Raw genomic sequence first — 12,791 nt, 5'->3', positions numbered from 1 at the left:
AACAAAACTAAATGAAAAAAAAGAAAGTCAATTTAAGAGATTTAAAACCAAATTCAGAAGAACAACATTCTCACGATGATGGTCATAATCACGGTAATGGTAGTGCATTCAAAACCTATGTACCTGCAATCATAAGTTTTACAATGCTTATCATTGGTATAGGTTTAGATTATTTTGATGTTTCCTTCTTTAAGGATTGGATTCGTATTGCTTGGTATGGTATTGCATATTTACCTGTAGGCCTTCCTGTTGTGAAAGAGGGTTGGAATAGTATTAAAAAAGGTGATGTTTTTACAGAGTTCTTTTTAATGTCTATAGCAACCATTGGTGCATTTGTTATTGGTGAATATCCCGAAGGTGTTGCAGTAATGCTATTTTATGCAGTAGGCGAATTATTTCAAAGTGCTGCTGTAAATCGTGCAAAAGGAAATATAAAAGCATTATTAGATGTTAGACCTAAAGAAGCCAATGTATTTCGTGAGGGAGATTATAAAAGTGTTTCGCCAAAAGATGTAAACATTGGAGAAAAAATTCAAATTCGAGTAGGTGAAAAAATTCCATTGGATGGTGTTTTATTATCCGAAAAAGCATCTCTAAACACCGCAGCATTAACAGGCGAAAGCAAACCAGATTCCATTCAGAAAGAAGCAAAGGTTTACGCAGGTAGTATCAATTTAGAAAGTGTTATTGAAGTTGAGGTAACCAACAAGTTTGAAGATAGTTCTATTGCGAGAATATTAGACTTGGTTCAAAATGCTACAGCTCGTAAGTCTAAAACAGAATTATTCATCAGACAGTTTGCTCGTATCTACACACCAATTGTAGTGTTTTTAGCTATTGGTGTTACTTTTATACCTTACTTTTTTGTAGATGATTATGTGTTTAGAGATTGGTTATACAGAGCATTAATTTTCTTGGTAATATCTTGTCCTTGTGCGTTAGTGATTTCAATTCCATTAGGATATTTCGGTGGATTGGGAGCAGCTTCAAAAAATGGAATCTTATTTAAAGGTGCTTCATTTTTAGATGCAATGACCAAGATAAATACTTTGGTAATGGACAAAACAGGAACCGTAACTAAAGGTGTTTTTAAAATCAAAGAAGTAAAAGCAATTGATTGGAAAGAAACCGAATTTATGCAATATTTAATGGCGATGGAAGAACAATCCACGCATCCAATTGCTAAAGCAATTTTAGAGTATAAATCAGAAGGAGAAGATTTTGAAGCTCAAGACGTTTCTGAAATTGCAGGTAAAGGATTAAAAGGAATTGTAAATGGTAAAACAGTTTTAGTAGGAAATAAAGCCTTAATGACTGCGAATAATATAAATGTTCCAACGGAAACGGAATCTATTGTAGAATCGATAGTATTAGTTGCAATCGATAATCAATTTGCAGGTTATGTAGTCATAGCAGATGAATTAAAGGAAGATGCAAAAGAAACAATTACAGCATTACACAAAGTAGGCATTAAAAATATTATGATGCTTTCTGGTGATAAAGATTCCATTACTCAACAAGTCGCTAAAGAACTAAATATTGAAAATGCTAAAGGTGGTTTATTACCAGAAGATAAGTTAAACGAAGTTGAAATTTTAAAAAAGAATCCTGAAAATAAAGTAGCATTTATAGGGGATGGTATAAACGATGCGCCTGTTTTAGCAGCAAGTAACGTTGGAATTGCAATGGGTGGTTTGGGTAGTGATGTAGCTATTGAAACAGCAGACGTTATCATTCAAACCGACCAACCTTCAAAAGTAGTTAGAGCCATTAAAATAAGTCGTTCCACACGAAAAATCGTTTGGCAAAATATTATTTTGGCATTTGGTGTCAAAGTAATTGTACTGATTTTAGGAGCAGGTGGTTTAGCGACGATGTGGGAAGCAGTATTTGCAGATGTAGGCGTAGCATTATTAGCAATATTAAATGCTGTTAGATTACAACGAATGAGTTGGTAGTTTTCCCCACAACCCAAAACCCAGTTTTTTCGTACCTCAAAATCCTCTGTCTTTTGTTTTGTTCCGCTATCCACCGCACTTGTAGTTTTTGGTTGCCAACCCTCACACAGCACATTGCTTATTTTATTTGCTATTATATTTTAAAAGTAGTACAATAAAAAAGCAAAGAGCTGTTGCCATCCCTCACACCAAAAACTACCCCAAGCTATGTTTACATAATACAAGTTATAGGAGCAAAAATCCTTTCAAAGGTAGCCTACGGCGTTTTATTATATTTTTGTCGCTATAACTGGTATTATGTAAAATATCCGCTATTCCAACGCTCACATCCGAACATATAACCATATTTTGAACAAGCATTAAACAATAGCAAATTTAAAAGATTGATTAAGTTTAGTATTATATTGGTTATCTCATTCAAACTGCACAAAACCATCGTTAAGTCCAAGTATTCCTTACCTCAAGTCTTTGTTTGTTTCATTTCGTTAACAAATATAAAAGTCCACTTTTCCCCACCACCCAAGTCAGCGGTTATAAAAAAATAGGTTAAGAAAATGCAGTAATACGACATAGCATATTGCTTTTTATCGTACCTCAAAAAAACAAAAAGCTATTGCCTAAAAGTCCTGTATAAGTAGCTCGTTTAAATGCTGTTTTATCAAACAACTATTTAAAACGCTACCCATACAACCGCTTCATCCAATGCTCAAATTGGTGATAACCTATTTTTTTAAGAGTTTATGCCCCAAAAAGTGGAAATCAATTAACTAAAAAGAAAACAAGATGATTACAAAAACAATCCAAATCACAGAGGTTACAATAGATGAATTAGCAGATGCGGTAGCCAGATAAACTAATGTTTAAAATTGAAAACTACCTTAAAGAATTATCTAAAAAACAAAATGATGAAATCCTAACAAGACAAGAAGTAGCTGATTATTTAAGGATAAGTTTAGTAACAATACATTCCTGGAATAAACACGGCATTTTAAATCCAATTCGTATAGGCAACAGAATTTTTTACAAAAAACAAGACATATTAGATGTTTTAGAACAACAAAAAATAAATAAAAAAAGGTAGCAAATATATGTGGCTACCACAGCCAACGCGCAAGGCTATAAAGGTCACGCCCTACGGGTTTTGAAAAAAATCTCCACCCCAATATTATTAAAAAAAGAGGGTAGTATTTTTTCCAAAAACCTTGACAGCCTTATCCACGCCACAAGAACATACGGCTTTCTTTTTTTATTGTTTTTCTTTTAAAAAATTAATGGTGCGAAGCGTAGCGAAGCAATTTTAAATTGGATAGCTATGTCAACTTTTGAACTGAAAACACACCAAATCGGAAGAACCTACTCGCAACCTCATTTTTTTATTCTGAACAAAGGGCAAAACTGCGGAAAGCCTTTAATAAATCCTTGTCCTAATTGTTTTGTTGTATCTACGTCAACCGAAGAAGAAAAACAAACCCTTTACCATTTATCAATGATGTTGCAAATAGGCGGTTTTTATGCTTATTATTTAAAAGGGAGTGTTATTCCATTTATCTCAATAGATGATTGCAGAAACACCTTAAAAAATAGTTACACCTCGTTGTTAAGTGATGAATTTGAGTTACAAAAGCATATTAATATAGTGTCAGCAATTTGTAAAAAAGAAGCTGAACTTCAAAAAGTAATTTCAAAAATGGCAGATTTAAAAGTGTCATACATACAAAATCTATTTTCTAAAAAGCAAAATCGGGCAACAAAGGGCAACAAAAACCAAATCAATCTATTAGCATAGTATTTGCCATATATTACTTGTGTTGGTTAAAGACCGTACCAAGTCCGTACCAACTTCGAACAAGTATTAATTTTAAATTTTATATACAATGGGTGTTATTTCACAAGGAATCCTGGGCGGTGTATCAGGTAAAGTAGGAAACGTAGTTGGTGCTTCTTGGAAAGGTATTGACTATTTGAGAATTAAGCCTTCAAATGTGGCAAATCCACGAACAGAAGGACAAGTTAACCAAAGAAACAAGTTTACTGTTACTTTGGAGTATCTTCAACCGAATTTAGGTTTTATCAAGAAAGGGTATAAATCTTATGCGGTACAAAAAACAGAGTTTAATGCAGCAATGTCATATGTATTGAATAATGCTATTACAGGAGCTGCACCAAACTTTACAGTAGATTATGCTTTAGCTTTATTAAGTAGAGGTAATCTATCTGGAGCATTGAACCCTGCAACAGATTTAGCAACTGCGGGACAAGTAGAATTTACTTGGGATGACAACTCTGCTGAAGGTAATGCAAATGCAACCGATAAAGCAATGGTTTTAGTTTACAATCCAAGTAAAAAAGAATCAATGTATATTCTTGATGGTGCTGATAGAACTGTAGGATCACAAATCATTACAATTCCAAGTACCTATGCAGGTGATACTGTTGAGCTTTTTATGGCATTTATTACTGCTGATGGTAGTATCGTCTCAAACAGCGTTTATTTAGGCTCTGGAACAGCTAATTAACGGTTGATGTTTAAATAATAAAACCGTTCTACACGAACGGTTTTATTTTTATCGTTTAATAAGTTCCTAATTTTATCTATTATTTCTTTCCTTTGATTAGTTCTTATAATCAAATATTTGTTGCCTTATTGTTGCCTTTTTAATTGAAATCCCTTATAAATAAGGGTTTCTTAATTTCCGATAGGAAATTCCGCCGCAATGAATTATAACCATTGTTAACTACTTTTGCGACGCGATCAGCTTTTTATATTTCGATAATTTTAGTTGATTCTCGTTTGAATTATTACTTTATTGGAAACTTTAATTTTCATTTGTCAGAGTAGAGTAGAGTAGAAGTCAAGTTTTTAAAATTATTGAGTTTCTCCGAATTATTTTTGTTTAAATTTTTGTTTTTTTTATTCAATTTTTCATTGAATCTAATCCGTTCTGTTTTTGTCATTTTAAAATTTAATTTCCCGCTAAAAAAAGCTTTCAATCTGTAGATTTTCGATTGTTTTTACTCTTTTTTCGGTTGAGTAAGTTCTTTCTTTTGAAATTAAAACGTTCTTTTTGAGTTCTAAATTTTCTTATTTAGTTTTTGTCAGAAATTTTGTGTTTGGATAAAAATGAAGCTTTAAAAAATTGATTTATAATTAATCGATTTTCGCTTTTTGAGTGTCCATTTTTCTTTTTTAATTTCGAATTAGTTTTCTATAAAATTTGGATTTATTTTATCGATTTTGAGTTTCATTTGGAACCGATTATTTTCATAATCATCACCAGTTTGAGTGAGTTTTGGAGCAATTGTAGTTAACGGTCTCGGCTATGAACAGTTGCGTGGTTTAGTACGGACTTTTGCAAGTACACGACAAGCTGAAAATTCAGTAGGAATTTTCAGGATAAGCCAGTAATAGCAATTGTTTATAGCCATTGTTAGGTGGCGTTTTTTATATTCAGTTATTAATCTTTCCGTTTATTTCGTTCGAGTAAATTTCATTGTCTCCAAGTCGAAATCTCACTCTAAATTTTGTTTTATTTATTCCATAATTTTGTCTTAAAGCAGTAATTGCAATTTCATTTGGTGGAAGATAGAATTCAGTTAATCCTGTTCCGCAATCATAGATGAATTGTCTCTCAATTTGTTTCCAATTACCAATCGAGTCTTGTGCTTCCGTTAGCATAGGCAATATATCTCCAAATCCGATACTCAAAGTGTCAGAACTTTGATTTTTAATAAAAATAGGATATGACTTTTTATTTACACGATGTTCAGGTGCTTTATAATATTCCCAAATCCACATTGGAAATCCGATTGTTTTTGTTGTATCAATAAATATGTTTAAGTCAGTTGCCTTTGGATTTCTATATTTCCCCCAATCTATATCCTCAATTCTATGTCCGATTTTTGAAGTTTTATAGCATAATTCAATTGAATCAGTTAATTGTCCGATATAAACTGGCGAAAATTGAGATTCTCTTCTTTTCGAAATAGTGTCTAAAATTAATTCATTATCAAAATTATCATACAGAATTAAATTCGAATATGGTTCGCTGATTTGTTCTTTTATTTCAGTTTTAGCAATTCCGTTATTCTCCTTTTTGTTTTGGCAAGAAGTTAAAATCAGAAGTAGTAATATGATGTTTGTAAAATGTTTCATTCAAATGACACCTAACGTTAGCGTATAAATTTCAGTTGCGGAAAATCGGTACGATTTTCCGATTGAGCTGAAAGATAGAAAATTGCAATGAATTTCCGCAGGAAATTCAGTCGCAATTGAATTTATACATTGTTGGTTGCAGTTATATTTCAGTTTTTAGAGATTTACTCAGCGTTTTGTTTTGCGTTTTGCTATTCAATTCCACGTTTTGATTCCGCAATTTTGGAATTCGATAGAGTAGCAGTGATCAATTCACGTTTTTTAAATTCCGCTCAAGTTGATTTCTGCGCACAGTTCCGTTTTACATTTTTCAATTCAGCGTCACGTTTCGGTTTCGAGTATTAAATTCGGTTTCCGTTATGTTTTTTTGCGCAAAGTTCCGCTGTTTTCAAAGTTCAGAATTTGCACAATTTTCACGCTTAGTTTTTAATTCGGCTATTGCAACCAACGGTCTCGTATAACCGTCAGTTACGGGATTAAAGATAATGATTTTCGGTTAAGAACTGGCGTTAGCAATTCCGAGTGGATTCGGACGCAGTCGAATCCGCCGTAATTGCGGTTATACATTGTTGTGTGCAGTTATTTATAATAATAATACCAATTGCTTTCATAATTATTGTCAAAATTTTCTTTTGAATCAATTCCGATATGCAACTTATCAAGTTTAAAATATCCTTTTTTATCAAAAGGTTTTATCGTTTTATAAAAATCGTCTTTTAGGTTTTCCATTTCACGACTATTTTTATATTCCGCAATGTCACTTTCTTTATAGAGAAATACAATTACTCCAAAAGAACTATCGTGAATTTCCCAAATTTTATTTGTTGTATTCCGTTTTTTAAAATCAGAAAGTATGTCGTCTGGAATTTTATCAATTATTTCGGATTTGGCAATCGGATTGAAAGCAGAAAAACATACAAAGTATTTGTCTTTAGGTTTTTTGAATAAGTTTTTTAAGAATGAATTGTTTTTTGATACCTCACCATTTAGTTCCTCAAATTTCTCTGAAATCGAACTCTGTTTTAAACTATCGTAGTTTGTGTTTCTATCTCTGAATTCGTCCACATCCTCATAGTTTTCCAAGACAATATTTAGTCTTGGTTTGTTCAAAGTATCTAAATGGTCCTGAACAATATGTAAGACTTTAATTCCGTACTGATTTTGTATCCATTCTTTAAGTTCTTCAATTGTTCGAGACGTCTTTTTCTGTCCATTAATGACCGCTTTAGTTTCCTTATAGTCTATGTCATTTGGGGTTATCATTCAATCTCGGTTTTAATTGCACACAACGTGTTTGTATATGGAAAGTTGCGTGTTTGTGTGCGAGGATTTTCCGAAGGAAAATCAGACGTAAAAAACGTGCAACGACCTTTTGATTTAGCTAAAAATAGCAATTTTTTATATACGGTGTTAGCATACGTTTTTTTTTAATGTTGTTCGACCCAAACTTTAATTTTCTTGTCATTTTTGTCAAGAGAAATTACTAAAAAGTCAAAGTCAATTCCAAATCCACTATACGCTCCAACAGGATAAAGCATTAAATTCAGAGTGTTATTTTCTGATTCCACGTACCGCTTTTCCAATTCAAATGGTTTTCCGAGTAGATTTATAACTTGGGTTTTATTCAGTTCTTTATTCAGATAATTTTCTCTTAAATCCGAAAGCATATTCCATCTCGGATTTTTATGATTTCCATCATCGCTATGTTTTAACCATTCTTTTTGGTCAAACTTAATTTTCAGTTCACGTCTTTTTAGAAATTCTTTATATTCTTTTTCCGCTTTTTCATTATCCATATTTTTCAAGATACTTCCAAAGCCGATATTAGTAGAATCTTTTTTAGATTCAGTTTCTTTTTCAGTTTTTGATTGTCCACAACTTACTAAATGTAATGTCAAAAGTAGAATTGTAATTGCGTTTTTCATAAATGTATGCTAACGTTAGCGTATAAATTTCAGTTGCGGAAAATCGGTACGATTTTTCGATTGAAACTGAAAGATAGAAAATTGCAATGAATTTCCGTAGGAAATTCAGCCGCAATTGAATTTATACAATGTTGTGCATAGTATTTTATTCAAATTTTGGTTCTTTTCGCTCAATTAAATGAGAATTCCTTTTTTCTAGGTCATTCATAGATAAGCAATGTACAGCTAAAATCAATTGTATATTAGGGTCATTTAAGTCAAAATCACTATTCGTTTTTAAGATTTCGTGATATTGAATATCAAACCCATTAAAATCTCCAGAAGCTTCAATTCTATCCGCATATTTGGCAATTCTTGGATTTGTTTTTCCCAAATCCGATAAATATTTTTGGTATTTACCCGTAGCAACAGCACAAATATTTTTTGATTTTATCTCACTCGGATAATAAGTCGATTCACAATACATCCAAATTTCATTAAAAGTCGATTGCGATATTTGTTCGTAGAACTTTCTTTGGTCTTTAAAATCTATTTTCGTCCAAATTCCAGTTCCGTTTGCTTGCAGGGAATCGTGATTCGCTTGTTTATAACAAGTTTTTAAATCAGCGTTTTTATCAGTACAAACATTTTCTTTAAAGAACTCAACAATTTTATTTAAGTCAGAAATTTGGTCATTCGTAAAATTTGATTTCAATTCAGACGTTGAGTAATTCGTTTTACAAGAACTCAAAATCAGTAAAAACAAAAATATCAATATTGACGAAAATGATTTTTTCATATTATGCACAACGGTCTCGTATAACCGTCAGTTACGGGATTAAAGTTAATGATTTTCGGTTAAGCACAGATGTTAGCAATTCCGAGTGGATTCGGACGTAGTCGAATCCGCCGTAATTGCGGTTATACATTGTTGTGCATAGTTTTTTATACTGCCCAATTTTCCCAATCAACAATATCAGGCTCGTCATTTTTATCAATTTCGTGTTCAATAGATTGGATAAATTTTAATGTGTTACTTACTGCATTAAAAATCAGAACACTTTCATTATAATTCAAAATTGGATTGTCGTGAGCAAAACTCTTTTCGTTTCTAACTGTATTAAATGCCTCCATAACCGAAATCGAAGATTTTAAGATTCTTACAGTCATTTCCGATTCAATCAGTTTATTAGAAACTAAAAACTTAATATACATTCCAAATATGCTGTGAAGTGGTAAATCCTTTTTGATTTCAATTCCGTGTTTTTTGCACAATTCTCGAATATATCTTGTCAAAAAAGTGTGTAAGCGGTCTAATCCTGTTTCTGGTTGGTTTTTTTCAATACATTCTTTTATTGATTCCGAAAGTTTTTGAAAATCAGAATCATCAGTGTTCGGGTCAATAGCGTCAAGATTTTCTATGATAGCTCCAGATTTCAATCTGTCGGCAGTTTTTAAACATTCTTTGTGCAAATTCTCATCTGCTTGTGTATGGTTAAATTCTCCCATATTTACTTTCATCAACCAATAATCGCAAAGTCCTTTAATCACAACACCAACATTGTAATCAGACTCTATTTCAATAAAAGTCCTAAATCGTTTTGCTTTCGAATCTCCATTTGCATAAAATCTTTCTTCATCAATGTCAATTTTGGCAGTATCGTGAACAAACTCTCTAAATGTTCGATTCGAAAAGTCAAGAACATATCCGCTTCCCATTCCCATAAGTTTTTCCAAATATTGTCTTTCTTGAAATTTTAATTCTGCCATTCGTTAGTTTGGTTAAATTATGCACAACGTTAGCGTATAAATTTTAGTTGCGGAAAATCGGTACGATTTTCCGATTGAGCTGAAAGATAAATAATTGGAATAAATTTCCGTAGGAAATTCAGCCGCAATTGAATTTATACATTGTTACCCGACGTTTTTGCTTTGTTTGTTAGTTTTCGGATTAATAAAATTCCGCCAATTATTAAGCCAATAATAAATAAATAAAACACCACTTTTCCAATCAAAAACCCACTTTCATATGCAGAATTCTCTTCCTCATTTTCAGGATTCTTTAGTTCAGCAATTTTTGCATTAGAAACATCTATTGAATTAAAAAACTTATCTTTATTTTTTGAAGCTAATTCTTCATTTTCCTCGAAAGTCCAAAATTCAAAACTTATCAAATTATTATTTACAACAAGCATTCGTCTGTATCTTAAATTTGGAAGTTGGGGATTGTAGTTTGCTAAATAGGATATTTCCACACCTTTAATTCCATCCAATTGAAATTCACTTTTTTCTAATAAGTCGCCTTCTGTTGCAGCCAAAGTTCCAGATGTAACACCTTCATAAAATTCAGGTAAACCAGATTCTGTCATTTCGGGTTTTCCTATATTTTTTATTACTACTACATACACTCCTATATCATCTGAGGTTGAATAGTACACACCTCCATTTTTATTGGTTTTATCAGGTGTATTAGGAAATTCAATTGATGCTAAATTATTTAATCGAGTTTTAGACCATTCTTGACTAAAAGAAAGGTTTGAAATTAATAATATAACAATTAAGTATTTCATAAATTCTATTTTTTAGGATTTTACTAGTTCAAATGTTGGGTAACGGTCTCGTATAAACGTCAGTTACGGATTTAAAGTTAATGTTTTTCGGTTAAGCACAGACGTTAGCAATTCCGAGTGGATTCGGACGCAGTCGAATCCGCCGTAATTGCGGTTATACATTGTTGTAACGCGTTTTTTATTCATCATCTTTCATTGAATCCCAAAAATCGGCATCTAATTTTTTGATTTCTATTGTTTGCTCAACTTGCATTCCGAGTCCATAATCATAGATATATTCTGCAAGTTGTTTTCCGTCTATTAGAACTAAAGTTGTCGAGCCATTTAAGTTATTTGCATATTCGATAGCTCCTTTTGAATAATAAGATGTTGTGATAAATACTCCTTTATTCGATTGTGCAACTGCTAAAGCTCCGACAAATTTTTGTATTTCTTCACGTCCAATTGAACTGTCTATTTTATATCTTTTAGCCTGAATATGAATACGTCCAAGTCCAAGAACGTCTTCTTTGATAATGCCATCAATTCCGCCATCATTCGATACTTTTGTTACAAGACCAGAGTTTTCAATTTCTCCGCCATAACCCATTTTTTGAAGTAATAAAACAACTAATTTCTCAAATGCAGTTGGTGTTTTCGTTAAAATGGTATTTAAAATTTCTGTGTAAACAGATTTTCTGATATTTGAAAACGAAGAATACAATTTTTCTTGAGGAGTTAATTCAGATGATGAATCGTCAATAGTTAGTTGTTCTTCTGTTGTTTTTTTCTTTTGTCTTGTTGGTTCTCTTTTTTCAAGCTGTTGCTCAATGTATTTGTCAACCTTTTTTGGAGTTTTTAATAATTCAATTCCAGATTCGTTGATTTTGTACATTCCACGTTTTGGTTTATCCAAAAGTCCAGCCATATTTAAATAGCTTAATGCCCAAGAAATTCTATCATAAAATATATGTCCATTTCCAGAAGGATACATTTCGTTAACCTCTTCATCAGTTAGTCCAAAATGTTCAGATAATGGTTCAATGAAATCACGAAGTTTCATCGTTCCGTTTTTTGTTAATAATTCCATTACTGGAACTCTAATTTCATCGTGTTTCGGTATTGCCATTTAGTTTGTTTTTCAAATGCGTTACAACGGTCTCGTATAACCGTCAGTTACGGGATTAAAGTTACTGTTTTTCGGTTAAGCACAGACGTTAGCAATTCCGAGTGGATTCGGACGCAGTCGAATCCGCCGTAATTGCGGTTATACATTGTTAGGTGCAGTTTTTATTATTTCAGTCGTGTTACAATTCGAACACCACCAATATTCTTTTTTACTGTCTTTTAATTTCGATTCCGTTCTCTTTCCACAATTTGAGCAATTCCGCTCGTCAGATTCATTCTCGAATGCTCGATATTGGCAGTTTCCACAATCCCAAATTGTCAGAGGTGATTCTTCTTCGTCCACTTTCCAAGTGAAATCATCTACTTTACAGTTCGGACAGATTTGGGTTGCCATAATTCAGTCTATTATTCTCTTAAATATGGAAGTAAAAGATAACCTGCTTTGGCAGGAACAGAAAAGTCATATCTTTTCTTTCTCATTTTATTCCATTGTTGATTTGAATTTTCACCAAGATGAATACTATCAATTTTTTTCATTAGAATAAGTGCTTTGGCAATTCCTTTTAGTGTTGTCAAATAACTTATTCTGTGTTCAGCTTTATGCTCGTTCCAAGTTGGTGGTAATTTCTTGTGGCTAATAAATTCGTCACGTTTTGCTTTTAAATTATTATCCTTTATAAATTTTTCAAAATCTTTAAATTCGTTTTCTAAGGATTTTAATTTATTCGTAGCAAAATAGAAATTTACCTTTCCGTAACTTTTATGTCCTAATTCAGATAATCTTGATATTATTTCGTCCTGAAATTTTTTCTTTATCAGGTTTATTCTATTCAACTCTTGATTTTTAATATCTTTTTGAAAGTCGTCTGTTTGTAATTCGCTACTTAAAATGTAGAAATCTCTCATTAAAGTCCAGGTTTGAATAATTTCTCCAACTTCTCCTCTTAAATTCGAAATAAGATTGTCAATTTCAGTTGCTTTAAATATTGATTTACTCATTTTTTTCAAATTGCACCTAACGTTAGCGTATAAATTTCAGTTGCGGAAAATCGGTACGATTTTCCGATTGAAACTGAAAGATAGAAAATTGCAATGAATT

General features: G+C 32.0%; 12 protein-coding genes. 4 read left to right on the top strand and 8 right to left on the bottom strand.

Features of this window, described 5'->3' with window-relative positions; all coding sequences use genetic code 11:
- Nucleotides 1-11: 11 nt before the first annotated feature.
- From FHS04_RS14160 to FHS04_RS14145, 4 genes are all read left to right on the top strand, one after another.
- Nucleotides 12-1,958 carry a heavy metal translocating P-type ATPase gene (locus FHS04_RS14160; RefSeq protein WP_106676385.1) on the top strand — a complete coding sequence of 649 codons (1,947 nt, stop codon included), beginning with the start codon at nucleotides 12-14 and terminating at the stop codon, nucleotides 1,956-1,958.
- 856 nt (nucleotides 1,959-2,814) lie between these two features.
- Complete coding sequence (locus FHS04_RS14155; protein WP_106676383.1) at nucleotides 2,815-3,039, top strand: helix-turn-helix domain-containing protein; 225 nt, start codon at nucleotides 2,815-2,817, stop codon at nucleotides 3,037-3,039.
- A 231-nt stretch (nucleotides 3,040-3,270) separates the two neighbouring features.
- The gene (locus FHS04_RS14150; RefSeq protein WP_106676381.1) at nucleotides 3,271-3,744 is read left to right on the top strand and encodes a DUF6943 family protein; all 474 of its coding nucleotides are present in this window, start codon (nucleotides 3,271-3,273) and stop codon (nucleotides 3,742-3,744) included.
- A gap of 88 nt (nucleotides 3,745-3,832) precedes the next feature.
- Complete coding sequence (locus FHS04_RS14145) at nucleotides 3,833-4,474, top strand: DUF6266 family protein (protein WP_106676379.1); 642 nt, start codon at nucleotides 3,833-3,835, stop codon at nucleotides 4,472-4,474.
- A 932-nt stretch (nucleotides 4,475-5,406) separates the two neighbouring features.
- Here the strand turns inward: FHS04_RS14145 and FHS04_RS14140 are convergent.
- From FHS04_RS14140 to FHS04_RS14105, 8 genes are all read right to left on the bottom strand, one after another.
- Complete coding sequence (locus FHS04_RS14140) at nucleotides 5,407-6,111, bottom strand: hypothetical protein (RefSeq protein ID WP_106676377.1); 705 nt, start codon at nucleotides 6,109-6,111, stop codon at nucleotides 5,407-5,409.
- A gap of 579 nt (nucleotides 6,112-6,690) precedes the next feature.
- Nucleotides 6,691-7,374: a hypothetical protein gene (locus FHS04_RS14135; protein ID WP_181256098.1), complete on the bottom strand. Its 684-nt coding sequence runs from the start codon at nucleotides 7,372-7,374 to the stop codon at nucleotides 6,691-6,693.
- Nucleotides 7,375-7,538: 164 nt separating this feature from the next.
- On the bottom strand, nucleotides 7,539-8,036 hold the full coding sequence (locus tag FHS04_RS14130) for a hypothetical protein (RefSeq protein ID WP_106676370.1): 498 nt from the start codon (nucleotides 8,034-8,036) through the stop codon (nucleotides 7,539-7,541).
- 145 nt (nucleotides 8,037-8,181) lie between these two features.
- Nucleotides 8,182-8,730, bottom strand: coding sequence for a hypothetical protein (locus FHS04_RS14125; protein ID WP_106676368.1), 549 nt, complete (start codon nucleotides 8,728-8,730; stop codon nucleotides 8,182-8,184).
- Nucleotides 8,731-8,960: 230 nt separating this feature from the next.
- Nucleotides 8,961-9,785 (bottom strand): abortive infection family protein, encoded by an 825-nt coding sequence (locus tag FHS04_RS14120; RefSeq protein WP_106676366.1) that lies wholly within the window; start codon nucleotides 9,783-9,785, stop codon nucleotides 8,961-8,963.
- Nucleotides 9,786-9,919: 134 nt separating this feature from the next.
- The gene (locus tag FHS04_RS14115) at nucleotides 9,920-10,585 is read right to left on the bottom strand and encodes a hypothetical protein (protein WP_106676337.1); all 666 of its coding nucleotides are present in this window, start codon (nucleotides 10,583-10,585) and stop codon (nucleotides 9,920-9,922) included.
- A 178-nt stretch (nucleotides 10,586-10,763) separates the two neighbouring features.
- A complete protein-coding gene (locus FHS04_RS14110) occupies nucleotides 10,764-11,693 on the bottom strand; it encodes a restriction endonuclease (protein ID WP_034647320.1) in 930 nt (309 codons plus the stop codon).
- 404 nt (nucleotides 11,694-12,097) lie between these two features.
- Complete coding sequence (locus tag FHS04_RS14105) at nucleotides 12,098-12,691, bottom strand: hypothetical protein (protein WP_106676422.1); 594 nt, start codon at nucleotides 12,689-12,691, stop codon at nucleotides 12,098-12,100.
- Between the last annotated feature and the right edge of the window lie 100 nt (nucleotides 12,692-12,791).

It is taken from the genome of Mesoflavibacter zeaxanthinifaciens subsp. sabulilitoris (genome assembly GCF_014191595.1).
Taxonomy (GTDB): domain Bacteria; phylum Bacteroidota; class Bacteroidia; order Flavobacteriales; family Flavobacteriaceae; genus Mesoflavibacter; species Mesoflavibacter zeaxanthinifaciens.
This window is presented reverse-complemented; position numbering and strand designations above follow the sequence as displayed.

Coding starts and splice junctions, on each gene's coding strand:
- FHS04_RS14160 (WP_106676385.1), top strand. CDS start 12: ATGAAAAAAAAGAAAGTCAATTTAAGAGATTTAAAACCAAATTCAGAA.
- FHS04_RS14155 (WP_106676383.1), top strand. CDS start 2,815: ATGTTTAAAATTGAAAACTACCTTAAAGAATTATCTAAAAAACAAAAT.
- FHS04_RS14150 (WP_106676381.1), top strand. CDS start 3,271: ATGTCAACTTTTGAACTGAAAACACACCAAATCGGAAGAACCTACTCG.
- FHS04_RS14145 (WP_106676379.1), top strand. CDS start 3,833: ATGGGTGTTATTTCACAAGGAATCCTGGGCGGTGTATCAGGTAAAGTA.
- FHS04_RS14140 (WP_106676377.1), bottom strand. CDS start 6,111: ATGAAACATTTTACAAACATCATATTACTACTTCTGATTTTAACTTCT.
- FHS04_RS14135 (WP_181256098.1), bottom strand. CDS start 7,374: ATGATAACCCCAAATGACATAGACTATAAGGAAACTAAAGCGGTCATT.
- FHS04_RS14130 (WP_106676370.1), bottom strand. CDS start 8,036: ATGAAAAACGCAATTACAATTCTACTTTTGACATTACATTTAGTAAGT.
- FHS04_RS14120 (WP_106676366.1), bottom strand. CDS start 9,785: ATGGCAGAATTAAAATTTCAAGAAAGACAATATTTGGAAAAACTTATG.
- FHS04_RS14115 (WP_106676337.1), bottom strand. CDS start 10,585: ATGAAATACTTAATTGTTATATTATTAATTTCAAACCTTTCTTTTAGT.
- FHS04_RS14110 (WP_034647320.1), bottom strand. CDS start 11,693: ATGGCAATACCGAAACACGATGAAATTAGAGTTCCAGTAATGGAATTA.
- FHS04_RS14105 (WP_106676422.1), bottom strand. CDS start 12,691: ATGAGTAAATCAATATTTAAAGCAACTGAAATTGACAATCTTATTTCG.